Below are 25,825 nucleotides of genomic sequence, written 5' to 3' on the forward strand. Positions count from 1 at the left end.
ACGCCCGGTGACGAACTCCTACGCAGGCACCGGTAGCAGCTCCGCCATCCGCAGCCCGTCCGCGGTCGGCGGCGACAGCGGCAGCCGGTCGATCTCGTCGATCGGCACCCACCGGATGGCGTCCGCACTGCCGCCGACCTCGGTGACCACCGGCTCGCCCGGCCCGACCCGCGCACTGTGCAGCAGCCCGACCACGTGCCAGTCGGTACCGTTGCGGTGCGCCAGGTACGACCGCACGTCCAGCAACCGCGACGACATCACCTCCAGCCCGGCCTCTTCCTGCAACTCTCGGGTAAGCGCCTCGCCGGGCTGTTCGCCCGGATCGAGACCACCTCCCGGCAGATGCCAGGCACCCGGCTCGAACACCGGGGACGCCTCGGACAACCGGCTCAGCAGCACCGCCGAGTCCCGGACGATCACCGCGTACGCACCCACCCGTAGACGAGGACCTTCGCTCACCGTAAACCTCCAGCTCGTAGCGACTTGCCAGTGCCCACACCAGCCGCCAGCCGTCTCAGGTGAGTGCGCCGGGTGTGCCGGTGGCCGGACGGTTACCCGCCCGGCCACCGGTCACACCTGCTGGGGTGGCGGCGGCGGCTACCGCGCGGCGCAGGACAGCGTCGGCACCGGGTTGCTGCCGCTCCAACTGCCGATGAAGCCGAAGGTCGTGCTCTGTCCGGCACCGAGGTTGCCGTTGTAGCTGACGTTGGTCGCCGAGACACTCGCCCCGTTGCCGGTGACGGTGGCGTTCCATGCCTGGTTGACCGACTGACCGCTGGCGAACGTCCAGCTCACCCGCCAGCCGCTGAGTGCCGAACCGCCGGCGGTCACCCGGACCTCACCCTGGAAACCACCCTGCCACTGACCGACCACCGCGTACGTCGCGGTGCACGCCCCGGCCGGCGGCTGGGTGGTCGGGGGTGCCGTGGTCGGGGGCGCGGTGGTGGGCGGCGCGGTGGTCGGGGGCGCGGTGGTCGGCGGTGGCGTCCCGCCGCTGTAGACGGTCGCCTCCCGAGCGGTCTCCCGAATCCCGTTGGTGCCGTTGAACAGCCGCTGGCCCCACGAGGTGAGGCTGTTGACGTTGAAGTTGTTCACCATGTCGAGGTATTCGACGCCGCCGCTGTTGCCGCTCCACGACCAACCGAGCCAGCCGATGCCGTGCTGCCGGGTGTAGGACAGGATGCTGTCCTCGTCCGGGTTGCCGTCGGAGTGGTCGTGTCCGAACTCGCCGACCGCGATCGGTAGCCCGGCCGAGCGGAACCGCCCGAGGTAGTCGCTAATCTCGGCGGCGGTGTCGAACACGCCGTACATGTGGATCGAAAAGATCAGGTTGCGGGCCGGGTCGGCGTTCCACACCGACTGTGCGTTGTCGCGCATCGTGAAGGTCCAGTCCTGCCCCCAGTTCGGCGCGTCGACCATGATCGCGTGCTCGAAACCGGCGGCACGCAGCCGCTGTACGGCGCTCGTGGTGTGACTGGCCCAGTTCTGGTAGCCGCTGTTGCCGAACGGCTCGTTGCCGATGTTGATGATGACGTAGTTCTCCTGGCCGCGCAGCACGCTGGCCAGACTGATCCAGTAGTCGGCGGCGGACGCCAGGGTCGCGGCGGCCCCCTCCTCGCCGTACCCGGTGGTGTCGTGCACCTCCAGGACGCAGATCAGCCGGTTGGCCTTGCACAGCGAAATGACGTTGGCGACGTCGCTGGCATCGTTGCGGGTCCACCGATGGCCGTTGCTGAGCACCACCCGGACGGCGTTCGCGCCCAGCGATTTGATGTTGGCGAAGGAACTGGTCTGGCTGGGGTACCAGGTGTGTGCGTGGTTGACACCGCGCAGGACGAACGGGGTGCCGTTCGCCTCGACCAGCCGGCCGTCGCTGACGTGCAGACCGACGGCGGCGTGTGCGGGCTGGACCAGCACCACGACGGAAGTGACCAGGGCGAGCAGCGTCGCGGCCGCGACGCTCAGACGTGTCTTCATGACCTACCTCGGGTAGCTGCCCGTGGGTGGCCCACGGGGACGAGAGACACCGGCTGACGTGGTCAGCCCGATGTCGGCGACTACCCGGCCCCTTCGCGCAGGCATCAGAGTAGACCGGCGCGTTCCCGCTACGCAACCGGTTAAGTTGAGCCGGCCCTGATATCGGTCGACGCCTCTGCCTGATCGGGCCCCGTAACGCCGCTACCGGCGTCGACTCCCGAAATCCGGGGTCGACGCCGGTAGTGGACCGGTCAAGTCAGCGGGTCTCGTTCGCCACCTCGTACAGCCGCTCCGGCGTCACCGCGCCGGCGAACAGCCGGCCGTCGTCGGCGATCAACACGGTGAACAGCGCACTGGAGAACAGCCGGCCGCTGCCCCACGGCCCGTCGACCGCCGGCAGGTCACCCAGAATCTGCATGACCTGGGCGCCCTCCGCGGAGTCACCGGCGTGCTCCTCGGCCGCAGCCGCCGCCTCGGCCGGTGGCGTGACCGCCAGGACAGTGCCCCAGCCGCTGCCGACCGTACGGACCGTGTCCTCGCTGTCCGCCCAGCCCTGCGTCAGCTCGTCCAGCATGCCGTCCAGCTCGGTGTCGCCCGGCAGCTGGCCCGGACCTCGGCTACCGTCACCCGGCGTCGCGACATCGTCCTCGCCCGCCTCGATCACCTCGGTGCCCGGCGGCGGGTTGAAGACGAACTGCTCCTCATCCGGCGTGTCGAAGCTGACCTGGGTGAACGCCGTCTCGATGGCGGCCCGGTCGGCGCCGACCGGATAGACCGCGAACCGCAGCGGCACGTACTCGACCGAGTCGATCGCGATCCGGATCTCCTCGACCAGCGAGTCCTCGTCGCGCGGAGTGAGCACCAGCTCGTACGCGGTCCGCCCGGCGAGCTCCGCCGAGCGGCCCACCGACACCTCGGTGCTCGGGTCGATCGCCTTCAGCACCTCGTCGGCCGCCGCCTGCGGGGTGACGGGCAGCTCCGGCGCCGGATCGGCCCCGGCCCGCTCGTCCGCCGCGCCGTCGGCCTCGGCCGGCAACTCGAAGTGGGTGGCCTGCTGCTGCTGGCTGGACCAGATCCAGACGTCCCGTCCGTTGCGGATGACGTCGGTCTCGCCCAGCGTGCGGACCATCGCCAGGCGGGCCTGATCCGGACCGGCGTACCAGACGCGCAGGGTCTGCGTACCGTCGATCAGCGAGCCGAGCCCGTTGCCGGCGCCGATCTGGCCGGCCAGATTGAGCGCCGCCGGCAGACCCAGCTCGGCGCGGTGGACGACCGTCCCGGACATGCCGTCGACCTCGGCGGTCTGCAGGTCGACCAGCAACTGCTCGGCGCTGCGCGGCGGCAGGACCGGGTCAGCGGACGCGGCGAGCGCACCGACGGCCACACCGCCGCCGACGAGCACCGCCGCCGACGCGGTGGGGACCAGCCAGCGCATCGCCGGCCGTGATGTGAATACCGACATCTTCGTACCTCCTGCCACCCATCGTGCGTCGGGTGTACTGAGACGTTGCTGAGAGCGGCTGACCAAGCTGAGAACACGCTCAGCGACGACGGTCACGGGCACCCCCGTCGCCCGCCCATGATGGCACCCTTGACCGGTGCGGGTGCTGGTGGTGGAGGACGAGGTCCGGTTGGCCGACGCCCTGCGGCGCGGCCTGCAGGAGGAAGGCTTCGTCGTGGACGTCGCCGCGAGCGGGCCGGCCGGGCTGGAGCTGGCCCGGCACGGCGGGTACGACGCGATGATCCTCGACGTGATGCTGCCCGGGCTGTCCGGCTACCGGGTGGTGCGCCAGCTGCGGGCCGAGCGGAACTGGCTGCCGGTGCTGATCCTGTCCGCCAAGGACGGCGAGTACGACCAGGCGGACGGCCTCGACTGCGGTGCCGACGACTACCTGACCAAGCCCTTCTCGTACGTCGTGCTGCTGGCCCGGCTGCGCGCGCTGCTACGGCGCGGCGCGCCGCAGCGGCCGGCCGTGCTCACCGCCGGTGATCTGAGCCTCGACCCGGCCCGGCGGCGGGTCACCCGGGCCGATGCCGAGGTGGCGCTCACCGCCCGTGAGTACGCCCTGCTGGAGTACCTGATGCGGCGCGCAGGCGAGGTGGTCTCCAAGATCGAACTGCTCGACCACGTCTGGGACGCCAGTGTCGACACCGCGCCGAACGCCGTCGAGGTGTACATCGGGTACCTGCGCCGCAAGGTCGGCCGGGATCGGCTGGAGACCGTCCGGGGTGCCGGCTACCGGCTGGTCCCATGACAGGCCGACGGCTTTCGGTGGCGCATCCCGGTCGGTGGCGGGCGTACCTGCGGGTCCGGCTCAGCCTGCGCACCCGGCTGACCGCGATCAGCGTGCTGGGTCTCACCGCCGGCCTGGCCGCTGGGGCGATCGGGCTCACCGTCGTCCTTGCGCTGGCGTTGGAACGCAGCGCCGACGCCGACGCCCGGACCACCGCCGACGCGATCGCCCAGCTGGTGGCCGCCGACGCGGTGCCTGACCCGTTGCCGGTGGCCGGCAACGACGTACGGGTGCAGATCGTCGACGAGCGGGGACGGATACGCGCCGCGTCCATTGGCGCCGACCGACTCGTCCCGATGCTCTACGCGGGCGAGCGGGAACAGCTCGCCGCCGAACCGACCGGGGCGGTCACCGTGCCGGGTGCCCGGCTCGGTCTGCGCGGCCCGGTTCGGGTGATCGCCCAACCGGCCGGCGGGTCGGCGCAGCCGCGTACCGTGCTGGTCGCCCGGTCGATGGCCGACATCAACCGCAGCCTCGCCCTGGTCCGGGTGATTCTGCTGATGACGTTCCCACTGTTGGTGGCAGCGGTCACGGTCATCGTCTGGCGGGCCGTCGGGGCGACGCTGCGGCCGGTGGAGAAACTGCGGGCCGGCGCGGCCGAGATCACCGGTGGCGACCAGGCCGGCCACCTGCCGGTGCCGGGTGGTGGCGACGAGATTCACCGGCTGGCGGTCACCCTCAACGACATGCTCGACCGGTTGGAGGCCGCGCGGGCCCGGCAACGCGCGTTCGTCGCCGACGCCGCCCACGAGCTGCGCAGTCCGCTGACCAGTCTGCGTACGCAGCTTGAGGTGGCGCAGCGACTCGGTAGCCGCACGGACTGGTTGGCGGTCGCCGACGACCTGCTGGCGGACAGTCAACGGCTCAGTCGACTGGTCGACGACCTGCTGCTGCTGGCCCGCGCCGACCAGCAGGCCGGCCAGTCCGGTGTGGTGCTCGGCCCGGTCGGTCCGGTGGAACTGGGCGAGCTGGCCGCCACGGTGGCCGCCCGGTATCCACGGCCGCCGGTGCGGGTGGTGCCGCCGGACCGGCCGCTGTGGATCGCCGGCGACCCGGACGCGCTGGTCCGGGTGCTGGCCAACCTGCTGGACAACGCGGTCCGACACGCCCGCTCCGAGGTGCTGGTGACCGCCCGACCGGACGGGCCGGACTGGCATGAGCTGCTGGTCACCGATGACGGTCCGGGTGTCCCACCGGCCGACCGGCAACGGGTCTTCGACCGGTTCACCCGGCTCGACGACGCGCGGGCCCACGACGCCGGTGGCGCCGGGCTCGGACTGGCCATCGTCGCGCAGTTGGTCCGCCGACACGGCGGCACTGTCGAGCTGGCCGATGCCGGGCGGGCGGACGATGCGGCGGGACATGACGGTGATGCGGCAGGGCCCGACGGTGCCGGTACCGGACTTCAGGTTCGGGTCCGGCTTCCGGCAGACCCGGTGGACGACGAGCCCGGCCCGGCATAGACCGGGTCGGTCACCGGGCGTTCGCTGCCCGGTCCGTGCAGACCGGGTCAGCCTGCCCGATCACGTCGGCCGAGTAGACCACGGCGACCGTGAAGCAGTAGTCGATCGACTCGTCCAGCCCGTACGCGACGAAGCTGTCCGCACCCGCCGGCAACGTCATGAAGGCCCGGGGCTGCTGATCGCTGCTTCCCCCGGAGATCAGCACCTGTCCCTCGGCACCCGCCGGATAGGTCCAGGTCAACGTCACGCTGTCCCGGTTGTCGCGCAGACCCACGCCGCCCGGCGCGGTACCCGGTGCGGCCGGCGGCGCAGCGCTGGTCGGCGTACCGGTCGGGGGGGTGGCCTCGGCTGGTGCCCCGGTCGGCCCGGAGGGCGTCTCGTTGACCAGGCTGACGCCGGCCACCACCGCCGCAGCGCCGAGCAGAACCACCACCACGCCGGTGAACACCAGCATCGGTCCGCGCGGGCGGGCAGCAGTCGTCACCGGCTTGGGTACCGGGACCAACTGTCCTCGCTGCCGTCGGACCGGAAGATTCCTGCGACGGTCGGGTATCCGGCTGAGTTCGCGCCGTGGCAGTCGGGACAGCGTCCCGGTGCTCCGGCCCGTGCCGGTGGTGCCGGTTCCGATGGTCGCGCCGGCTCCACCGGCTGCGACGCTCGCGGCCGGTCCGTCCGTGGCTCCGGTGCCCGGCCCGTCCGTGACCTCGGCGTGGCGGACCGCGGAGTCGGCATCGACCGAGGCGTCCGGGCCCGCGAAACCTTCGTCGGTCACCGGTGGTGCCGGCTCCGGTCGAGTGCCTGCCCTGTCGGGCACCCGTGGGTTGGGTACGAAGGCAGGGGTCTCGGGCGGCACCGGCTCGCCGGGCACGGCCGCAGGGTCGCTCATAGAACTGCCGGCCGTGGGAGTGTCGGCCGCTGACGGGCCGGTCGCCTGCCGGAACCGGACCGGCCCGAACGGGCTGACCGGGCCGGCGGCGTCTGGTGCGTCCGGGCGCTCTGGTCCGTCCAGGTGATCTGGTCCATCCGGGCGATCCGCAGCGGCCGGATCGGAGCCGTCGCCGGCACCGGACTGCTCGGGCGGCCACCACGGTTCGTCGAAGAGCCAGATGCCAGGTGACCCGTCATGGTTGGTGGAGCCGGTCGGCGGCAGATCGACCGGCACCCGGGGCGGTGGGATGCTCGCCGGCCGGCCGTCGGTCGGCTCGGGTTCGTCCGGTTGGTGCTGGTCGCCTTGCTGCTCCTGCCCGGTCGTGATCCGCCGGGCAGGGGAGGGGTCGTCGGTCAGCCAACCACTGGGCGACCAGAGCGGGTCGTCGGCGTCGCCGTCCGCCGGTTCCCGTTCGATCCAGCCGTGCTGGGTCCACGGCCGGCCGCTGTCCAGCTCAGCCGCCGGGTCGGGCACCGATTGGTCCACCGGCTGGTCCAGCGGGTCGAGCCAGGGCGGGTCGGCCCGGTGCCGTCCGTCCCGATGGCCGTCCGTCTCGTCGTCGCTTGACCGGTCGGTGGTCGGCGTCGCGGACGGCGCGCTCGGTTCCGTCCAGAACGCCGCCGACCAGCGGGGGTCGGCCACCTCAGTGACCGGTGGTTCCGGCTCGATCCAGCCGGGCTCGGCCCAGGCCGGACCGGTGAGCCGGTCGCGCCCGGCGGGATCGGCCGCCGGAGCCGCTGGCCCACTGGCCGGCCTGGTGCCGGGCGGCCAGCCGCTTTGGTCCAGGCCGCCGTCGTGGCCTGGGCCGCCGTTGTCGTCCGGTTGAAGGCTCGGGCCTGGGCCGCCGTTGTCGTCCGGCCGGAGGATCGGGCCCGGGTCGCCGTTGTCGTCCGGACTGCGGTCGGGATCCGGGCCGCCGGTGTCGTCCGGCCCGTCGTCGACCGGCCCCTGCCCGCCACAGCGGTGCGCCGGATCCGCTGACGCCTCGGCCAGCGCGGCGACCTGCCCGACCAGCGGATGGTCGGCCGGCAGGCGGGTGCGGCACAGGTCGATGGCGAGCGACAGGCTGACGTCGGACTCGGCGAGCCGGCCGCAGTCGCGCTGCATCGCGCCGAGCCGGGCCAGCATCTTGATCCCGGCCGGATGCCCCTCGCCGTACACCTCGCGGTGCAGTTCCCAGGCATCCTCCAGACGGTCCCGGGCGATGTCGCACTCGCCGCGAGCGAACTCGACGGTGGCGAGGTCCGCGTGGGCGGCCAGGACCCGGAGCGACTCGGGGCCGTCGATGGCGCAGAGTTCGTCGATCACCTCGCGGTACAGGTGCGCGGCGCGGGCGTCGCTGCCCACCCGGTGCAGTACGGCGGCGAGGGTGGCGGCGGCCCCGATGGTCCGTTCGTCCGCCGTTCCATGCAGCCGCTGGTTCGCCGAGTACGCGTACGCCGCCCACGCCCGAGCCGCCGGTGCCTCGCCGAGCGCGACTGTCACCCGGGCGAGTAGCCCGGCGGCCTCCGCCTGCTCGGTGCTGGCATGTGCGGGACGCGGGTCGGTGTCGGCCAACGCCGTGGCCAGCAAGTCGCGCGCGCCCGGCAGGTCGCCGACGCTGATCAGGCCGTGCGCCTGCGTGGTGATTTCGCCCAGGCCGAGAGACACGTCCCATCGTGCGTGTCCGACGACGGTCTGTACAAGGGTCTGATGTGGGACAGTTCGCTCATGATGGCGGATTGTTACCGGCCAGATGCTTGACTAACGCTTCGCTGATGATCCGCAGTTGATCGACCTGTTCCGGGGTCAACTGGTCGAACAGGTGTCGCCGAACCGCGTCGACGTGGCCGGGCGCGGCGGCGGTGAGGGCAGTGAAGCCGGGTTCGGTGAGCACCGCGAACTGACCGCGCCGGTCGGTCGGACACTCCTCGCGGCGGACCCAGCCGATCTGTTCCAGCCGGGACACGGCGTGCGACAACCGACTACGGGAGGAGTCGGTGGCGTCGGCGAGCTCGCTCATTCGCAGGGTGCGCTGGGGCGCCTCGGAGAGCCGGACCAGGATCTCGTAGTACGCGTGCGGTATTCCCGCGCTGGCCTGCAGTTCGCGGTCCAGGGTCGCGGCCAGCGTCCTGGTGGCGTAGAGGTACGCGCGCCAGGTGCGCTGTTCGTCGTCGTCGAGCCAGCGGGTCATGACCGCCATCATACCGGCAGTTGTTGAGCGTTAAACTAACTCGCGCTAACCTTCACGACATGGGAATCCACCGTCTCAACCACGCCGTGCTGTACATCTCGAGCCTCGACCGGAGCCTGGCCTTCTACCGGGACGTGCTCGGGTTCTCCCTCGTGCCGATGACCCCCGACGGCTTCTCCGGCGCGGCCTTCCTGCAGGCACCCGGCTCCACCAACGATCACGACCTCGGCCTGTTCGAGATCGGTGGGCACGCCGCGCCGTCCGGCGCCGGTCGCGGCACCGTCGGCCTCTACCACCTGGCCTGGGAGGTGGACACGCTCGACGAGCTCGAGGTGCTCGCCACCCGGCTCGCTGCCGCTGGCGCCCTGGTCGGCACCTCCGACCACGGGACCACCAAGAGCCTGTACGGCCGGGATCCGGACGGGCTGGAGTTCGAGGTCGTCTGGCTGGTCCCCGCCGACCGCCTCGACGAGCAGACGCTCGTCGCCCGCAAGCGGATCCGGCCGCTCGACCTGGCCCGGGAGAAGCAGCGGTACGGCGCCCGGACCCGCGGGGGCGTCGGCGTCTCGGTGCCGGGCTGACTCCGTGGACCGCCGGGCCGACAGCGGCCCGCCAACGGGTCGGTCGGCCCCGCCCGTGCGGGCCGTGACCCGGGCCGGTAGAACGGACGGCATGTCAGCCGAGCCGGCGGGCCGGGTCGCGTGCGACCTGTTGCTCCGCCATCTGAGCACCTGGGTTCCCGCCGCGCTGCGCGAGGCCCGTCGCGCCACCTTCGTTCAGGCGTACCAGGGTCCGCCGGGCGCGACCGCGGACGCCGCGCTGCGCGCCGTCGCCGACCACTCGGAGCTGGTCACCGGCCGGCACCTGACGGTTGTCACCGTCACCTCCTCCGGTGCCGAGGCGGACCCGACCGGACTGCCGGCGGCGGTGACGGCCCACCTGCTGCCCGGTGGTCCGGAGCTGCTCCCGGTAGCCGTGAACGCCGCCGCGGCCGCCAACGCGCCGCTGTTGTGCCACCTCGACCTGGCCGGTGGCCCGCTGCCCGAACCCGCCGTGTGGCGTGCGTCGACGGCCGGCCGCCCGGCCGAGCTGCTGGTGGTCGGAGCGGCCTCATCAGCTGAGCTGCGCCCGGCGTTGGCCGCAGCCGGCTTTCCGCTGGTCAGCGTCGTGGAGCTGGTGTCGGCCGGGGTAGCCGGGCAGGTCGACGGAGGTACGCCGTACCCGGTCGCCTTCGCCACCGGGTCCGGCAAACGTATCGAGGCGTTCAAGGAGGCGCTCTGGGAGGTCGGTCCGGCGGGTTGGGGGCTGCGTGCCGCCGACGATCCGCAGACGACGGCCGTCGCCGGGCCGGAGCCGGGCACGGCCGTCCCCGGGCCGGAGCCGGACCACGGGCTCGCGACGTTGCGCGACCGGTTGCTCGCCCATCTCGTCGAGTGCGGTTCTCGGACCGTCGCCGAGCTGCGCAGCTTCACGGTGACCGGGACGGTCCACCGGGCCGCCGACGCCAACCGGGCGCTGGCCGGTCTGCTCGCCGCCGACCAGGTGCGGCGCCGGCCGGCGGACGGACGCCTGGCCGGCGACGTGGAGATCACCCCGACCGCCCCGGCTGCTGGCGGGCGTACTCCGTCCACCGCCTGACCAGCAGCGACGCGCCGGTGGCGAGCACTCCGACGCTGAACACCATCTGGACGCAGACCGCCGCGCGGGCAAGTTGGCCCTCGGCGTGCACGTCGCCGTACCCGACGGTGGTGAGCGTGCCGATCGCGAAATAGAGCGCGTCGGTCTTCGTCGTCATGTTGACGAACTGATCCGGGTCGCTGAACGAGATGACCAGGTCGGCCAGCGCGAACACGACCACTCCGCCGACCAGCGCGATCGCCAGCCGGGTGAGGCGTACGTCGGACGGATCGGCGGTGATCTGGTCGCGGATCTGCTGTAGCACCAGCGCGGCCACCAGCGCCACGCCGACGACGGTGACCACGGCGCGGACCGCGAGATGCATCCCCGTCACCCCCGGCTCCACCGGGACCAGGTAGTAGAGCAGGACCATCAGCAGGCAGATGGCAGTGGTACGCCGTACCTCGGCCCGGCGGGGACTCCGGGTACGGGACAGGGCGTCATCTCCAGCTATATCGGACATAAAGTCATTATTCCTACAGAGCGAAGGCCCGGCGGGGTGATCCCGCCGAGCCTTTGACCGTTGTCCTGCGCCGCTCAGCTACGCGACTTGTCCTGCTTCCACGAGAACGGGCCAGGCAGGTCGTACCGGTGCCTCCTGGCTCGCGAGTTCCACGACCATCGGCCGATCCGGATGGTCCAGGACGAGAACCCGTTCTCGGTAAAGTTCAACTGGAGCGGGCCGAACCGCTTCCGCTTGCGGAACATGACGCCCATCGCTTGCGCTCCCTCCATCGGCCGTCAGCAGGTGGGCTGGTCAGTTCCCTGCCGTATCGATCGGCAAACCCCACCGTCCACATGCCTGACTAGCGGGACTCCCAGGCATCCGGCTTCAGCGTCAATTTGCGTACGTGCGCCGGCATCCGGCCGGTGAGTACCTCGGCGAGGCTGACCTCGTCGACCACCTCGCGCAACGCGGCGCGTACCGCGATCCAGAGCCGGGGCAGGTTCTCCGCGGCACCGGCGTACCGGGTCTCCTCCGGACGCAGCCCGCGCACCCCGGCCAGCGGCCCGTCCACCGCCCGCAGGATCATGCCGATGGTGACGTCCCCGGGCGGCTGGCTCAGCGTGTAGCCACCCTCAGCGCCGCGCTGCGCCCGGACCACCCCGCCCCGGCGCAGGTCGGCCAGCACCGCCTCGAGGAATTTGCGCGGCATGTCCTGCTCGGCGGCGATCGCCTGGGTGGACATCAGCGTCGGGTACGCGGCAGCCAGGATCAGCGCTGCTCGTACCGCGTAGTCGCCGCGCGCGGAGATCTGCACGCCACCATCATGCCGGTTGCCGCGACCCGGTCGGTCACCGGTGGGCGTTCCCGCAGGTCGGCGCGGAAGCTACCCGGGCTGCACCCCACCTCGCGCTGAAAGAAACGGCCGAAGTTCGTCGGCTCGGGGAAGCCGAGCCGCGCACCGATCTGGGCCACCGGCAGGTCGGTCGCCGCGAGCAACCGCTTGGCCTGCAGGGCCACCCGGTCGTCGATCACCTGTTTGGCGGTCCGCCCGGCCACGGTCAGACTGGCCCGGGTGAGGGTCCGGACCGCGCAGGACAGCCGTTCGGCGTACTCCTCGACCCGTCGGCTGCGCGCGTGGTCGCGCTCCACCTCGGCCCGGAACCGCCGGAAGGTGTCCCACCTCGACGAGCCGGCCCCGGCGGCCCCGTCCGCCCAGGTGGGATCGTCACCGGGACGGTCATCTGCGGTGGCGGCATCGAGCGCCGGCGGGGAGTCGTACGGCAGCAGGGCGATCCGCAGCAGCAGGACCCGCAGCTCATGGCGGAGGAGTTCGTCGACGAGCGTCGTCCGCCGGGGTCGCTGGCTGTCCACGACGAGTTGGCTGACCTCGTTGATGATGGCGTCGGCGTCCTCGCCGGTGAGCTGCCAGTGGGCGCGGGCGGTGGGCCGGTCCGGCATGCCTGGTGCCGCGGTCCAGCGCACCAGGATCGCGTCCAGACCGTGCTGTCCGCCGGCCCGGACCACCTGCCCGGCATGGGCCCACAGCAAGGTGCCGGGTCGGCACGGGTACGCGACGAAGTCGATCTCGTGGCTGCCGTGACCGGCGGTGACCAGTAGCAGCTCGTCGTGGGGGAGTAGCCGTGGTCGGGATGGCGCGTCAGCAGTCAGACTGTCACTGAGAGTAGTCGCGCTGATCGCTGGCCCGAGGGGATCCGGGTCGGACATCCGGCGGGCGAGCTGATCGGGCTGAACCATCGTTCTCGACGGTAACCGCAGTACGCCGCAACCGCATCCCGACCACCGGGCGGATCGTCGCGTCGTCCCAGCGCGGAGGTGCCGGGGCGCACCGGCGGCGGCACCAGCGGCGGGAGTACGGCGCATCGCCGTACTCCCGTCACGCGAAACAGCCGCAATCCCCGCCGGGTCGGGCGGAGTCGGGCCGTTCCGATCAGCGCCCGGCCAGCAGCCGGTTCACCGCGGTGTCCACGTCCAGGTGGTCGGACTCGCGGCCTCGGGGCACCACCACGTAGGTGCGGCGCAGAAAGCGGACCAGGACGCTGCGCGGCACCTCGAACAGCGCGTTGCCGTCCGGGGAGCTCAGCGCGAGCGCCACGAAATCGCCCCGGGGAGTCGCCCAGGGCCAGACCCGGACGTCGCCGATCCCGGCCGGTTCGTCGAGACCGGTCACCAGAAGCTCTCGGGCGAACGACCAGCTGACCGCTTCACCGCCGGCCGACTCCGCGTGGAAGAGCACGTGGACCGCGTACGGATCACTCGGTTCGTAACGCAGGCTGGCTCGTACCGGCAGCGCGGTAGCGTCAGGCGCGATGAGCCGTAGTGACGTCTCGACCTCGACGGTCGTTGGTCGGATGACACTCATGGACGTTCTCCCCCCGGCACCGCTGCGGGACGCCCGCCCCGCTTTCCCCATACTCCGGCCTTGCATTTGACTACGCTCCGTCTATCGCTGATCTCACCCAGTAGAGGGAAGCGGTTCCGGGATGCACTAAAAAAGTCCTTTTTAGGTGGCTTGTCCGGCTCTGCTTGGGTACTGGGACGTGCCCGGCGTCGGGTGGTTCAGACGTCGACTCACTCCGGTAACGTCCAGTGGTGCCCTGTGGTGACGGGGCAGGCGACAATGAGGGGCAAAATGGCCATAAAACCCTCCTCCGCCAAGCGGATGACCGAGAATTCAACACCGGGTCATGCGCCGTACGACCCGGCGGATGAGACTGTCGGACACGCCGAGTCGGGGGGAGACCAGGTGGGCAGTGACCCGATCGGACGTCAGGATGGGAGCGGCGCTCCGGTCGCCGTCACCGATCGTCCCGAACCGGAGGCACCGCGTACGTTGTCCGGGCTGCGCCAACGGATCCGGGTGACCCTCGCCCTGATCCGCTCAAATCCCACCGGCCGGATCGCCCTGAAGGTCGGCGTCGGCCTGCTCGGTGCCCTGATCGTGGTCCTCGGCCTGGTGCTGATCCCGCTACCCGGGCCGGGCTGGCTGATCGTCTTCGGCGGACTGGCGGTCTGGGGCGTGGAGTTCCACTGGGCCAAGCGGCTGCTCGCCTTCGCCCGCCGCCACGTCCAGGGGTGGACCCGGTGGGCGACCCGGCAGAGCTGGCCGGTGCGGCTCGGCATCGCCGGGGTGGGCCTCGTCTTCGTCGCGGCCGTGGTGATCGTCTCGCTGAAGGTCGGGCTCGGCATCGACGTGATCGCCAGCTTCCTGCGCTACCTTGCCACCACCTGAGCCGACCGCCACCCGGATGTGCGCCCAGGCAGGACGATCGGGTACAGTCATGCGCGCTGAGGGCGATTAGCTCAGCGGGAGAGCGCTTCGTTCACACCGAAGAGGTCACTGGTTCGATCCCAGTATCGCCCACCATCTATAAAGCCAGTAGAGGCACCCCGGAGCGGGGTGCCTCTACTGCTGACTGGCCTACCAGGTTGGTCTGGGGCGGTGTTCAACCGCTATCGGTAGATGTTCGTGCGGTGGTCGATCCGGACGACGTTGACGACCCTGTGCTCCTCGTCAACGGAAAGGACGACACGGTACCCGCCCCGACGTGCTCCTCGGAAACCGTCCAGTTCGTCTCGCAGCGGCTTGGACATACGCCACGGGTCCTCCCGTAGCGGCCCGTCAAGGAGCCCATGCACAGCGAAGGCAGTGGTCTCCGGGAGACCCCGAGGTGGTCCAATCCTCAACGGGCGGGACGCCCCTGGTGACAGCCGTACGTCATAGCGATTGGTCACAACTCGTCAGCCTCGTCGCGGCGCCGAGCCTCAAGCGCCCCCCGAGCATCGGCGAGCGTGTGGTACCGACCCTCCTTGATATCCCTCGCACCTTCCCTGATGTCCTCGAGCGCGCCAGGTGTCGCGAGGATCTCGCGGGTCATCTGGAGAGACTCGAACTCGTCTACGGAGATCACCATGACGTGGGGCTTGCCGTTCCGGGTCACCACGACTCGATCGTAAGTGACCGCGACCTCGTCGGCGATCGCGGAGAACCGGGTCTTGACCTCCTTGAGCGGAAAAATCGTCATGACCTGAATTCTGGTTGACCAGAATATTGACCACAACGCTCCCGGCGCTGCGTTCCCGGTGCCGGAACCCGCCGCCCGGGCGCTGCGGCAGGTGAGGTGCGGCCGGCCCGTCCGGGCCGGCCGCACCGATGATCATCAGTGGTCGTCGGTTCAGGTGGCGCAGATCGCGTACGCGCGGGTGTACCAGTTGCCGGGGATGCCGGTCGGGTCCTCCAGCGAGATGTCGACGGCGCTGGTCAGCGCGGCGTCCGGGTAAACGCCGGCGTGGATCGCCTGACCCACCCCGCCGGTGATCTCGGCACCCAACCCGTGCAGCCGCTTGCCGGCCGGGCACGAGGCACCGACCACCTTGTCGGTGGAGTTGGCCGCCGAGGTCGCGGTGACCAGTTGGAGTCCGGGCAGCGGGTTGGCGCAGACGCCGTACGACCAGAGGCTCCAACTGCCGGCGTAGCCGGCCTCGTCCTCGTAGCCGGTGACCGTGGCGCTGGTCAGCGCCGCGTTCGGCCGCAGGTCGTCGATCACCACGTTGCCGGCACCGTTCAGGGTGCGGGCACCGACGCTGATCAACTGCTTTCCGGCAGGGCAGGTCGCCGTCGCGGCCTTGTAGCCGTCGGAGTTGCTGGCCGTCTGGAAGCTGACGTACTGCAGCCCGGCCGGGGCCTGCCCGCAGATGCCGTACGCGTGCACCCGCCAGTTGCCGGCGTAGGCGCCGTTCTCCGCGGCACCGGCGGCGAACCGGTCGCTGCTGCCGAGTGCCTGCAGTCGGGTGAACCCGACCTGCCGGCCGCCGCCGCTGATGTAGCCACCGCCGCCGAGGATCCGGGTACCGGCCGGGCAGGCCGCGAGGGCTTCCTTGCTGCTGGTCGAGTCGAGCGCGCTGACGCCGCTGACGAAGACCAGGCCGGGCACCGCCGACGCCGGAGCGGCCACCGCCACCCCGACCAGGGTGCTTCCCACCGCCACCAGCGCGGCCATCGCCAGGCGTACCAGTCGATTGTTCACTGTGCTCTCCCTACTCGTGGGATCTGACACAGCTGTGAGCACGGCGCTGCCCGGCCACCAACAACTTCCTGCAAGATCCTTTGTGGGTGGCCGAGAACCTGTCGCTGCGACTTTGACTACCAGATCAGTATACTGAGTATCATACTCGGTATGAGCATTCGACACGCGCTGTTGGCCCTGCTCAGCGAGGGTCCGAAGTACGGTCTTCAGTTGAGGCAGGAGTTCGAGTCCAGGACCGGTGAGGTGTGGCCGCTCAACGTCGGGCAGGTCTACACCACCCTCCAGCGCCTGGAGCGCGACGGCCTGGTCGAGTCGGAGGACGCCGCCGGCGCGGGTCCCCAGAACGTATTCACGATCACGTCGAACGGCTCCGACGAACTGGACAAGTGGCTGCGCATGCCACCGGACGTCGTTCCGCCGCCGCGCGACGAGCTCGTGATCAAGGTTCTGGTGGCGATGCGGGTACCGGGGGTGGACTTACCCGAACTCCTCCAGGCGCACCGCCGGCACCTGGTGCAGGTGATGCAGGAGTACACCCGTCTGAAGAGCGAGATCACCGAGGGCGAGGTTGAGGTGTCGCTCGTCGTGGATGCGGAGCTGTTCCGGATAGAAGCGATCGTCCGGTGGCTGGACACCACGGACGCCCGGCTCAAGCGTCTGCCGGCGCGCACTGCCGGTACGACCCCCGCAGGTACGGCCCCGATGTCCGCGCCGCGCGTGGGCCGCAGGATCGCCGGGGTACGGCGATGAGTGCGGCGGTCGAACTGCGCCAGGTGTCCAAGGTCTACGGATCAAATAGCACAGAAGTACACGCGTTGCGCGAGGTCGACCTGTCCGTTCGCACCGGCGAGCTGGTGGCGGTGATGGGCCCGAGCGGTTCGGGCAAGAGCACGCTGCTCACGATCGCCGGGACGTTGGAGGAGCCGACCGGCGGCGACATCCTCGTCGCTGGTCAGGAGTTGGCGCGCCTGTCCCGCCAAGACCGGGCGCGGCTGCGGCGGCGGTCCATCGGTTATGTCTTCCAGAACTACAATCTGCTCGCCGGGCTGACCGCTGTCGAGAACGTCGCACTTCCGCTGGAGCTGGACGGGGTGAAGGCCAGGGTCGCCCGGGCGGCCGCGATGGAGGTACTCGCGAATCTCGACCTGACCGAGCGGGCCACCCGCTACCCGGACGAGTTGTCCGGCGGGGAGAGCCAACGGGTGGCGATCGCGCGGGCTGTCGTCGGCGAACGGCGGTTGCTGCTGGCCGACGAACCCACCGGCGCGCTCGACTCGTTGAGCGGTGAGACGGTGATGCGCATGCTCCGCCTGGCCAGCAGCGATGGCGTGGCCTGCGTCGTGGTGACCCACGACGCTCAGATGGCCTCCTGGGCCGACCGCGTGGTGTTTCTACGCGACGGCCGGGTGGTCGACCAGACGCTACCGGGCCCCGGCCCGGACTCCCTCCTGATGCCAGGAGCGAACGCATGAGCCGCAACGGAGGCATGCCTGCCCGGCGGGCAATGGTCCGTTGGGCCTGGCGGCTCCTCCGCCGCGAGTGGCGTCAGCAGATCATGGTGCTGACGCTGCTGAGCGTCGCCGTCACAGCGGCCGTCGTGGGGGTGTCCGCCGGCTACCATTCGACGCCGCCGGGCATCGCCCGGTTCGGCGACGCCAGCCAGTGGTTCACGTTGTACGCCGAAGACGACCGACCGCTGGAACCACGGATCGCCCAGGCACGCGAGTGGTTCGGCACGATCGACGTGGTCGGGCACTGGTACCTGCCGGTCCCGTCCTCGGCGGAGACCATCGAGCTGCGGGCGCAGGATCCACACGGTCCGTACGGCGGGCCGATGCTGCGGCTGCTGGCGGGCCGCTACCCGGCGCCCGGTGAAATGGCGGTCACCGACGAGGTGGCGGCTGACCTGCGGGTAGGAGTCGGCGACGGGTTGACGCTCGGCGACCGTACCTGGACTGTTGTCGGACTGGTCGAGAACCCCGGTGATCTCCGCGCGGAGTTCGCACTCGTCGCGGCGGTACAGCCCGAACCACCGGAGGCGGTCACTGTGCTCACTGCCGCCGACCCGGCCCGGTTCGCCCAGTACCGCGCACGCTACGGCCAGCCGGCGTACGAACTGCGCCCCTCATACGAGTGGGTCGAGGCGGCTGCCGGCGTGTTCAGCGTCTTCGCGGTGAGCATGCTGCTCGTCTGCCTCATCGCGGCCGCCGGATTCGCCGTCATCGCGCACCGCCGGCTGCGTCAGCTCGGTCTGCTCGCTGCGGTCGGGGCGACTGAACGACACCTCCGTCTGGTGCTGCTGGCCCACGGCGCCGCGGTCGGTGTCGCGGCGTCGGCGGTCGGTGCGGTCGCAGGTGTCCTGGTGTGGTTCGCCCTGATCCCCCGGTTCGAGACGGCGGCGGGGCACCGTATCGACCGGCTGGATCTGCCGTGGTGGCAGATCGCCGCCGCCTTGCTGCTGACTGTTCTGGCGTCGACCGCCGCGGCGTGGCGGCCGGCGCGTGCGGCTGCGCGGGTGCCGATAACGCTTGCCCTGTCCTCGCGCCCGCCACGGCCGAAGCGGGCGCGTCGGTCGGCTACGGCTGCGGCCGTGCTCGTCGTACTGGGCGTCGTGGCGCTGCGGCTCGGGCAACACGGCGCGGCGGCTGGTGGCGACGAGTTGGAGCTCGCCGACGTGGCGCTGGTCGTCGGTGGCACGTTGGCGATCGGGTCCGCTCTGCTGTTCGTCGGCCCGCTGGCGATCCGGGTGCTTGCCGCCGTCGGCGCCCGGCTTCCAGTCGCTCCCCGGCTGGCCCTGCGTGACCTCGCCCGCCATCAGGCACGGTCGAGCGCCGCGTTGGCCGCAATCAGCGTGGCACTCGCGATTCCGACCGCGACCGTGGTCGCGGCGAGGGTGCTGGAGCAGACCGCCGACGAGGGAAACCTCTCCGACCGCCAACTTCTCATCTGGATAGATCCCCCAGGCTTGCGCGTTCCCGACCGGACACCGGCCCAGTTCGAGGCGATCGAGGCCCGGCTCCGGCAGTACGCGGCCAGGCTGGCCGACCCGACCGTCATCCCACTCGCGATCGCGATAGATCCAGCCGAGACACCGCGTGCGGATGCCGACGGCGTTCGGGCCGGACGGGTCCCGATCGGTGTCGGCCAGCAGACCGGACCGGGCTCGTTCACCGATCCCCGGACCGTACCGGTCGCCACGCCCGAACTGCTGGGTTACTACGGCGTCGATCCCGCCGACATCGACCAGACAACGGACGTGCTGACCACCCGGCCCGGCTCCGACCTACTGCTGATCGCCGGCTCCGGCGAGGCCGCGCGGTCCTTCCCGCCGTCGACCACCGAGTGGCTGCCGGACCAGCAGTTCGACTCGCTTCCGACGACGGTTCTCACTCCGGCCGCGCTGGAGCGGAACAACTGGGAAGCGGCGCGGACCGGCTGGTTGGTGGAATCCGCCCAGCCGCTGACCGACGAACAACTCACCGGAGCGCGGGAATTCGCGCTCGACGCGGGGCTGGTAGTCGAGGACCGCGACCGGCGCGACGGGCTGCTCACCCTCCGCGTTACCGCGACGGCGGGTGGTGCCCTCCTCGCGCTGGCGATTCTCGCGATGACCGTCGGGCTGATCCGAGCCGAGGCGGCGGGCGATCTGCGCACGTTGACCGCGGTCGGCGCATCGGGTCGTATCCGCCGTACGCTCACGTCGGCAACAGCTGGTGGACTCGCACTGCTGGGCGGGATTCTGGGCATCGGCGCCACGTACACCGTCATCCTGGCCGGCTCGTCCCGCGACCAGTTGACCGAGCTGGCGCGCGTGCCGGTCGTTGATCTCCTGGTGATCGCTGTCGGCGTCCCGTTGGTCGCGGCAGCTCTCGGCTGGCTGCTTTCCGGGCGGGAGCCGCAATCCCTGGTCCGCCTACGGCTGGAGTAGACGGACAACTGCACCGAGCCGGCGGGCGGACCGGCCCGCCGGCTCGGATCGCCCGGTACCGTGCACCGACAGGGCGTCATGACAAGGGCCGGTAGACCTTCTCGGTGGCAGCTGGCCACAGTGGCCACAGCATCTCGCTATGCTGTTCTCCCTGTCACGACCGTGCCACCCTCGGGAGTCTCTTAGTGGATAGGCGAGCCGAAAGTTCCAACGTCGACGAGGTCCAGCACTCAGAGTCCGGGCCCCCGATCGGGGTGGATATGACGGTCCCGAGCGTGGCCCGGGTCTACGACGCGCTGCTGGGCGGCAAGGACAACTTCGCTGTCGACCGGGCCGTCCGCGACAAGCTGATGGAGATCACCCCCGGTGGTGCCGACGTGCCGCTCTACAACCGGGCCGTGCTGGGCAGGGGCGTTCGGTACCTGGCCAGCCAGGGCATCGATCAGTTCATCGACCTCGGCGCCGGCCTGCCGACGGTACAGAACACCCACGAGGTCGCGCAGAGCGTGAATCCGCAGGCCCGGGTCGTCTATGTCGACATCGATCCGATGGTTCTGGCCCACGGCCGCGCGTTGCTGGCCGAGAACCAGAACACTACGGTGATCACAGCCGATTTCTGCGACCCCGACTCGGTGCTGAACCATCCCGATCTGCGGGCCGTGATCGATCTCGACCGACCGGTCGGACTGCTCATGGTGGCCGTGCTCCACCACCTCGATGACTCACAGCACCCCGGCCAGCTGGTCGCGCGTTACCGGGACGCCGTCGTGTCGGGCAGCTACCTGTTCATCACCCATTTCATTGACGGCGGCGATGAGACCGCCGAGATCGAACAGGTGATGCTCACTGACCTGGGAAGCGGACGATTCCGCAGCTTCGACGAGGTCTGCGGCTTCTTCACCGGCATGGAGCTGGTGGAGCCGGGCGTTGTCTACAACCCGCTCTGGCGTCCGGACCCGACCAGCGTCGTGCCGGACCCGATGACCCTCGCCGGGAAGATCATCGGGGCCGGGTTGGGACGTAAGCCTTGACCCAGGACAGATGGCCGGTAGGCGCATCGTCCACGTGACCCCCGGGCGATCGCCCCGGACCCGGTCGACCCGCTGTGGTTGCACTCGCCCGGCGGCTGATCTAGGGTCTCGCGGAAAGCGCTTGCCGATCCCGCCAGGAGGGCACGTGACAGCCACCGACCAGGTGCTTCACAGTGGCATGTGCTCGGTGACCCTCCGGCGGGAACCGGCGCTCACCGTGCTGGACGTCGCCGCACGGGCCGGCCTGCGTCGCGTCGAATGGGGCGGCGACGTGCACGTGCCGCCCGGCGACACCCGGGCCGCCGCCCTGGTCCGCGCGGCCAGCCGGGACCGCGGCGTCGAAGTCGCCTCGTACGGCTCCTACTACCGGGCCGGCTCCGACCCGGCCGACGACTTTCCGGCCGTACTAGCCAGCGCGGTCGCGCTCGGCGCACCCCGGATCCGGATCTGGGCCGGCACCCTCGGCTCGGCGCAGGCCAGCGCCGACCAGCGTCGGGCGGTGGTCCGGGCCACCCGGGCCGCCGCCAAGCGGGCCGCCGATGCCGGCGTCACCCTCGCCTTCGAATACCACTCCGACACGTTGACCGACACCGCCGATTCGGCACTGCGGCTGCTCGCCGACGTCGACCATCCGGCGGTACGCACGTACTGGCAGCCGCCGCTCGACCTGCCCGACGCCGCCGCCGTCGACGACCTGCGCCAAATGCTGCCCTGGGCCGACGCGGTGCATGTCTTCTCCTGGTGGCCACGCTACGAGCGGCTGCCGTTGACCGCCCGCGACCGGCTCTGGCGCGACGTCTTCGCCGAACTGCGCGGTACCGGCCGCGACTTTGACGCCCTGTTGGAGTTCGTGATCGACGACGACCCCGCCCGGGTCGCCACCGAAGCGGCTTCGCTGGCCCAGCTGATCACTGCAGGATCAGCATGACGGCTGCGTTCGGGCCGCCGGCGACGGCCGGGCCCGGGCCGCTCGCCCGCCGGTGGGCGGCACTGGACCCGCACCAGCGGACGGCGGCGCTCGGCCGGGCACGGCAGGCGATCGGGGCCATGACCGGCACCGGTGGGGAGGCCTGGCCGCACGTCGACGATGTCACCGAGCGGGCCATCGTGGCCGCCGCCGAGGCCGACCGGGGTACCGACTGGCCCCGACTGCTGCTGTCCGACTACGCCCGCTACTGGCGCGACGGGGTCCGGACCGCGTACGAGCAGCCCGCCGGTGAGTTGCGGCGGCGTACCGCCACTGCGGCGCTGGCCGCCGCGCTGCACGGCCAGCCCTACCTCGACGAGGCCGCCGACGGGCTGCTGCTGCTCTGCGAGCAGACCACCTGGTGCTGGGCCGCGCACGAGCAGTTCGCCGCCGAGGCCGGTCGGGTAGTGCCCGACGTCGACCGGCCGTTCCTGGACCTCGGGGCCGCCGAGACGGTCGCCGTGCTGGCCTGGGCCGACCTGATCCTCGGTACGGCGCTCGACGAGCGCACTCCGGGGCTGCGCCAACGGATCCGCCGGGAGACCCGCGCCCGGGTGATCGAGCCGTTCCTGGGCAGCCGCGACTGGCACTGGCTCGGCCTGGACGGGCACCTGCACAACTGGAACCCGTGGATCCACGGCCACCTGCTGGCCGCCGCGTTGTTCCTGGTCGAGGACGCGGACGTCCGGACCCGAACGGTCAATCTCGTCGTCGACGGACTCGACCGCTACCTCGGCTCGCTGCCCGCCGACGGCGGCTGCGACGAAGGGTACGCGTACTGGTGGAACGGGCCGGCCCGGCTGGCCGAAGCGCTCGACCTGCTCGACCGGGTCCTCGGCGGCCGGCTGGACCCGTGGCGGTGGCCGCCGCTGCCGCAACTGGCCCGCTACCCGCACCGGATGGCCCTCGGCGACGGCTGGTACGTCAACGTCGGTGACGGGCCGGCCCGGCCGAGCGCCGCGCAGGCCTGGCAGGTGCTGCACCGGTGGGGCCGGGCCACCGGTGACCGGCAGGTGATCGACTTCGCGGCCAGTCACCGTACCCCGGGCGAACCGGCCGTGACGGTCGCCGCCGGGCTGGGCCGGGCGGTGCTCGGGCTGACCGATCCACAGTGGCTCACCCAACCACCGACCGCGCCGCCGTTGCCGGCCACCACCTGGCTGCCCGACCTGCAACTGCTGGTCAGCCGGGAGCGGGCCGGCAGCCCACGCGGGCTGACCGTGGCGGTCAAGGGCGGCCACAACGACGAGAACCACAACCACAACGACGTCGGCTCGTACCTCGTCGCCCTGGACGGGTGCCCGGTGCTGATCGACCTCGGCCAGCCCACCTACACCGCGATCTCGTTCACCGACCGCCGCTACGAGCAGTGGGTGACCCGCAGCGAATGGCACAACCTGCCGGTCGTCGGCGGCCACGGTCAGGCCGCTGGCCGCGACTTCCGGGCGTCGGCAGTCGCCGTCGACACCGACACCGACACCGACGCGCTGCGCCTCGACCTGGCCGGCGCGTACCCGCCGGAGGCCGGCTGCCGGTCGTGGCTGCGGCAGGTGCGGCTGGACCGCCGCCGGTCGACGGTCACCGTCACCGAGCGGTGGCAGGTCGACGACCCGGCCGACCTGCGGCTGCACCACACCCTCGCCGGTGAACCGCTGACCCACACCGCCGGGCGGCTCGCCGTCCGGACCCTGGCCGGCAGGACCGCCGTGCTGGCCTGGGATCCGCGGCTCGGGGCCGGCCGGCTGGACCGGCAGCCGGTCGACGACCCGCTGCTGCGCGACGTCTGGGGTCCAGCCGTGCACCGGCTCGTGCTCACCCTGCCGGCCCAGCGGACCGGTTCCGTCACCGTGACCGTCAACGGAGGCACCGAATGATCGCCGATGAAGAGGTCGCCGAGGACCGGCGGCTGTCGCCGTACACCGGCTACACCCGCGCGCACTGGGCGGCGGCCGCCGACCGGATGCTGCTGGCGCTGCGCCGGTACGCCTCGCCTGACCATGCCCGCATCGACCTGCCCGGCCGGTCGAGCGCCTACGGGCCGGACAGCGACTCGCTGGAGGCGTTCGCCCGGTCGTTTCTGCTGGCGGCGGTCCGGCTGCGCGGCGAAGCCGGCGCCGACCCGCACGGCCTCACCGACTGGTACGCCGCCGGGCTGCGCGCCGGCACCGACCCGGCCTCGCCGACGGCCTGGCCCCGCCCGGACCGGCTGGACCAGGCCAAGGTCGAAGCCTGCTCGATCGCGCTCGGGCTGCACCTGACCCGGCCCTGGCTGTGGGACCGGCTCGACGAGGCGACCCGGCAGCGGACCGTCGACTGGCTCGCCACCGTCGTCGGGCAGGCGTATCCGCCGATCAACTGGGTGTGGTTCCAGATCGTCGTGGAGACGTTCCTGCGCTCGGTCGGCGGGCCGTGGTCGACTGAGGACATCGAGTCCGGGCTGCGGGTGCACGAGTCGCTGTACCGGGCCGACGGCTGGTACTCCGACGGCCCGGAACGCGCCTACGACCACTACGTCGGCTGGGCGTTGCACGTCTACCCGCTGCTCTGGGCCGATCAGGCCGGTGACCTGTGCCCCGACAGACTGCGTCAGGCGTGGCGTCAGCGGCTGGCGGCGTTCCTCGACGATGCGGTCCGGCTGATCGGGGCCGACGGGTCGCCGCTGATGCAGGGCCGCAGCCTGGCGTACCGGTTCGCAGCGGCCGCACCGCTGTGGGTCGGGGCGATGACCGGTGCGACCGACGTGGCGCCGGGGGTGCTGCGCCGGGCGGCCAGCGGGATGCTGCGCCACTTCCACGACCATGGGGCGCCGGACCGGCGTGGCCTGCTGCCCATCGGCTGGCACCACGAGTGGCCGGCGATGGCCCAGTCGTACTCGGGGCCCGGGTCGCCGTACTGGGCGGCGAAGGGGATGCTGGGGCTGGCCCTGCCGGCCGATCATCCGGTGTGGACGGCGACCGAACAGCCGTTGCCGGTCGAGCGGGCGGACCTGCTGGCCGCGCTGCCGACACCGGGCTGGCTGGTCACCGGCACCCGGCGTGACGGCGTGGTCCGGGTGGTCAACCACGGCACCGACCATTCGGTGCCCGGCGACGAGCGCGCCGACTCGCCGCTGTACGCCCGGCTCGGCTACTCGACGGCGACGATGCCGCCGCTGACCGGGGCCACCGTCGGCGACCCGTCGGACAATTCGGTCACCGTCGTTGACGGCGCGGGCCGGCGCAGTCACCGCAACGGGTTCGTGACGGTCGACTGCCGGCTGGTCGACGGGGTCGGCTGGGCGGTGTCGCGGGCCGACACCCACTGGGTCGACACCGCCGACGACACCGGCCCGGACCACGGGTCCGGCCGGCGGGGCCGGCTGCGCCGCGGCCCGGTGGTCACCATGGCCTCGGCGGTGCGCGGCCCGACCGAGGTACGGCTGGCCCGGGTCGACTCCGCCGACGGTCTCGACGGCGGCACCGTGCTGGAGTTCAGCGGCTGGCCGGTCGCCGGTGACGTACCGCCGTCGGCGCGTACCGTCGGCGACCCGCCGGTGTCCGTCGTGGCCGGCGCCGCGGTCACCTCCCGGCTGGTCGGCCTGGCCGGCTTCGAGCATGCGCTGGTACGCCGGGAGCGGGGTACCTCGCCGCTGGGTGATCAAGTGGCGGTGCCGGTGCTGCGGACCGCCGCCGCGCCGGTGCCCGGCCGGGTGCACGTCGCGGCCGTGACACTGACCGGCACCGGATCCGACCAGGCCGGCGCCGGGGGAGACTCGGCCGGCGCCGGGGGAGACCCGGCGGATGCCGCCGCGCCGGTGGTTGCGGTGACGCCCGGCGGTGCGGGCGACACGATCGACATCCGCTGGCCGGACGGTCACACCTCGACGATGCCGCTGCCGGCCGCGCCGGGGTGAGG

24 protein-coding genes, 1 tRNA gene and 1 pseudogene are annotated in these 25,825 nt (G+C 71.6%); 13 read left to right on the top strand and 13 right to left on the bottom strand.

Annotated features, from left to right (window positions below; all coding sequences use genetic code 11):
- Positions 1–18: 18 nt before the first annotated feature.
- The 3 genes from ACN27J_RS00585 to ACN27J_RS00595 form a co-directional block, all read right to left on the bottom strand.
- Positions 19–459: an NUDIX hydrolase gene (locus ACN27J_RS00585; protein WP_278168308.1), complete on the bottom strand. Its 441-nt coding sequence runs from the start codon at positions 457–459 to the stop codon at positions 19–21.
- Between the two features lie 138 nt (positions 460–597).
- Positions 598–1,977, bottom strand: a complete 1,380-nt coding sequence (locus ACN27J_RS00590; protein WP_421362234.1) for a cellulase family glycosylhydrolase — start codon at positions 1,975–1,977, stop codon at positions 598–600.
- 256 nt (positions 1,978–2,233) lie between these two features.
- Positions 2,234–3,439, bottom strand: coding sequence for a LolA family protein (locus ACN27J_RS00595; RefSeq protein ID WP_421362236.1), 1,206 nt, complete (start codon positions 3,437–3,439; stop codon positions 2,234–2,236).
- 136 nt (positions 3,440–3,575) lie between these two features.
- Between ACN27J_RS00595 and ACN27J_RS00600 the strand changes: the two genes are divergently transcribed.
- Positions 3,576–4,232 (top strand): response regulator transcription factor, encoded by a 657-nt coding sequence (locus tag ACN27J_RS00600; protein WP_421362239.1) that lies wholly within the window; start codon positions 3,576–3,578, stop codon positions 4,230–4,232.
- On the top strand, positions 4,229–5,734 hold the full coding sequence (locus ACN27J_RS00605) for a sensor histidine kinase (RefSeq protein ID WP_421362242.1): 1,506 nt from the start codon (positions 4,229–4,231) through the stop codon (positions 5,732–5,734). Before ACN27J_RS00600 ends, ACN27J_RS00605 begins: the two co-directional genes overlap by 4 nt.
- A gap of 2,017 nt (positions 5,735–7,751) precedes the next feature.
- Here the strand turns inward: ACN27J_RS00605 and ACN27J_RS00610 are convergent.
- Positions 7,752–8,267, bottom strand: a pseudogene (locus ACN27J_RS00610) (tetratricopeptide repeat protein); the annotation flags it as partial.
- A 103-nt stretch (positions 8,268–8,370) separates the two neighbouring features.
- Entirely contained in the window at positions 8,371–8,844 is a 474-nt protein-coding gene (locus ACN27J_RS00615) for a MarR family winged helix-turn-helix transcriptional regulator (protein ID WP_421372064.1), read from the bottom strand.
- A gap of 50 nt (positions 8,845–8,894) precedes the next feature.
- Here ACN27J_RS00615 and ACN27J_RS00620 point away from each other — a divergent pair, with 50 nt between their 5' ends.
- Complete coding sequence (locus ACN27J_RS00620; RefSeq protein ID WP_421362245.1) at positions 8,895–9,416, top strand: VOC family protein; 522 nt, start codon at positions 8,895–8,897, stop codon at positions 9,414–9,416.
- Positions 9,417–9,507: 91 nt separating this feature from the next.
- Positions 9,508–10,473 (top strand): hypothetical protein, encoded by a 966-nt coding sequence (locus ACN27J_RS00625; protein WP_421362247.1) that lies wholly within the window; start codon positions 9,508–9,510, stop codon positions 10,471–10,473.
- Here ACN27J_RS00625 and ACN27J_RS00630 read toward each other — a convergent pair.
- From ACN27J_RS00630 to ACN27J_RS00650, 5 genes are all read right to left on the bottom strand, one after another.
- Positions 10,424–10,975, bottom strand: coding sequence for a potassium channel family protein (locus tag ACN27J_RS00630; protein WP_421362250.1), 552 nt, complete (start codon positions 10,973–10,975; stop codon positions 10,424–10,426). The two genes, ACN27J_RS00625 and ACN27J_RS00630, sit on opposite strands and share 50 nt — an antisense overlap.
- Positions 10,976–11,049: 74 nt before the next feature.
- Positions 11,050–11,229, bottom strand: a complete 180-nt coding sequence (locus tag ACN27J_RS00635) for a DUF4236 domain-containing protein (RefSeq protein WP_278168316.1) — start codon at positions 11,227–11,229, stop codon at positions 11,050–11,052.
- An 89-nt stretch (positions 11,230–11,318) separates the two neighbouring features.
- Entirely contained in the window at positions 11,319–11,774 is a 456-nt protein-coding gene (locus ACN27J_RS00640) for an RrF2 family transcriptional regulator (RefSeq protein WP_123600883.1), read from the bottom strand.
- Positions 11,729–12,715, bottom strand: a complete 987-nt coding sequence (locus ACN27J_RS00645) for a helix-turn-helix domain-containing protein (protein WP_421362254.1) — start codon at positions 12,713–12,715, stop codon at positions 11,729–11,731. Before ACN27J_RS00645 ends, ACN27J_RS00640 begins: the two co-directional genes overlap by 46 nt.
- Before the next feature lie 193 nt (positions 12,716–12,908).
- The gene (locus tag ACN27J_RS00650; protein WP_123600885.1) at positions 12,909–13,340 is read right to left on the bottom strand and encodes an SsgA family sporulation/cell division regulator; all 432 of its coding nucleotides are present in this window, start codon (positions 13,338–13,340) and stop codon (positions 12,909–12,911) included.
- A 384-nt stretch (positions 13,341–13,724) separates the two neighbouring features.
- Between ACN27J_RS00650 and ACN27J_RS00655 the strand changes: the two genes are divergently transcribed.
- A complete protein-coding gene (locus ACN27J_RS00655) occupies positions 13,725–14,210 on the top strand; it encodes a TIGR02611 family protein (protein ID WP_421362256.1) in 486 nt (161 codons plus the stop codon).
- A gap of 60 nt (positions 14,211–14,270) precedes the next feature.
- Positions 14,271–14,345, top strand: a tRNA-Val gene (locus tag ACN27J_RS00660).
- 86 nt (positions 14,346–14,431) lie between these two features.
- Here ACN27J_RS00660 and ACN27J_RS00665 read toward each other — a convergent pair.
- From ACN27J_RS00665 to ACN27J_RS00675, 3 genes are all read right to left on the bottom strand, one after another.
- Entirely contained in the window at positions 14,432–14,572 is a 141-nt protein-coding gene (locus tag ACN27J_RS00665; protein ID WP_421362259.1) for a type II toxin-antitoxin system RelE family toxin, read from the bottom strand.
- Positions 14,573–14,709: 137 nt separating this feature from the next.
- Positions 14,710–15,003, bottom strand: coding sequence for a type II toxin-antitoxin system Phd/YefM family antitoxin (locus ACN27J_RS00670; protein ID WP_421362261.1), 294 nt, complete (start codon positions 15,001–15,003; stop codon positions 14,710–14,712).
- A gap of 150 nt (positions 15,004–15,153) precedes the next feature.
- Complete coding sequence (locus tag ACN27J_RS00675; protein WP_421362264.1) at positions 15,154–16,005, bottom strand: hypothetical protein; 852 nt, start codon at positions 16,003–16,005, stop codon at positions 15,154–15,156.
- Positions 16,006–16,155: 150 nt separating this feature from the next.
- Here ACN27J_RS00675 and ACN27J_RS00680 point away from each other — a divergent pair, with 150 nt between their 5' ends.
- The 7 genes from ACN27J_RS00680 to ACN27J_RS00710 all read left to right on the top strand — a co-directional run bounded on the left by ACN27J_RS00680 (position 16,156) and on the right by ACN27J_RS00710 (position 25,823).
- Entirely contained in the window at positions 16,156–16,755 is a 600-nt protein-coding gene (locus ACN27J_RS00680; RefSeq protein ID WP_421362267.1) for a helix-turn-helix transcriptional regulator, read from the top strand.
- Positions 16,752–17,477, top strand: coding sequence for an ABC transporter ATP-binding protein (locus tag ACN27J_RS00685; protein WP_421362270.1), 726 nt, complete (start codon positions 16,752–16,754; stop codon positions 17,475–17,477). The genes ACN27J_RS00680 and ACN27J_RS00685 overlap by 4 nt, the downstream gene beginning before the upstream one ends.
- Positions 17,474–19,933 carry an FtsX-like permease family protein gene (locus ACN27J_RS00690; RefSeq protein ID WP_421362274.1) on the top strand — a complete coding sequence of 820 codons (2,460 nt, stop codon included), beginning with the start codon at positions 17,474–17,476 and terminating at the stop codon, positions 19,931–19,933. Before ACN27J_RS00685 ends, ACN27J_RS00690 begins: the two co-directional genes overlap by 4 nt.
- A gap of 260 nt (positions 19,934–20,193) precedes the next feature.
- A complete protein-coding gene (locus ACN27J_RS00695; protein WP_421362277.1) occupies positions 20,194–20,964 on the top strand; it encodes an SAM-dependent methyltransferase in 771 nt (256 codons plus the stop codon).
- A gap of 145 nt (positions 20,965–21,109) precedes the next feature.
- On the top strand, positions 21,110–21,892 hold the full coding sequence (locus ACN27J_RS00700; RefSeq protein ID WP_421362280.1) for a sugar phosphate isomerase/epimerase family protein: 783 nt from the start codon (positions 21,110–21,112) through the stop codon (positions 21,890–21,892).
- Positions 21,889–23,805 carry a heparinase gene (locus ACN27J_RS00705; RefSeq protein ID WP_421362283.1) on the top strand — a complete coding sequence of 639 codons (1,917 nt, stop codon included), beginning with the start codon at positions 21,889–21,891 and terminating at the stop codon, positions 23,803–23,805. The genes ACN27J_RS00700 and ACN27J_RS00705 overlap by 4 nt, the downstream gene beginning before the upstream one ends.
- Positions 23,802–25,823, top strand: a complete 2,022-nt coding sequence (locus tag ACN27J_RS00710) for a DUF2264 domain-containing protein (RefSeq protein WP_421362286.1) — start codon at positions 23,802–23,804, stop codon at positions 25,821–25,823. Before ACN27J_RS00705 ends, ACN27J_RS00710 begins: the two co-directional genes overlap by 4 nt.
- Positions 25,824–25,825: the final 2 nt, after the last annotated feature.

Origin of the sequence: Solwaraspora sp. WMMB762 (genome assembly GCF_049179115.1) — a bacterium.
Lineage (GTDB): Bacteria > Actinomycetota > Actinomycetes > Mycobacteriales > Micromonosporaceae > Micromonospora_E.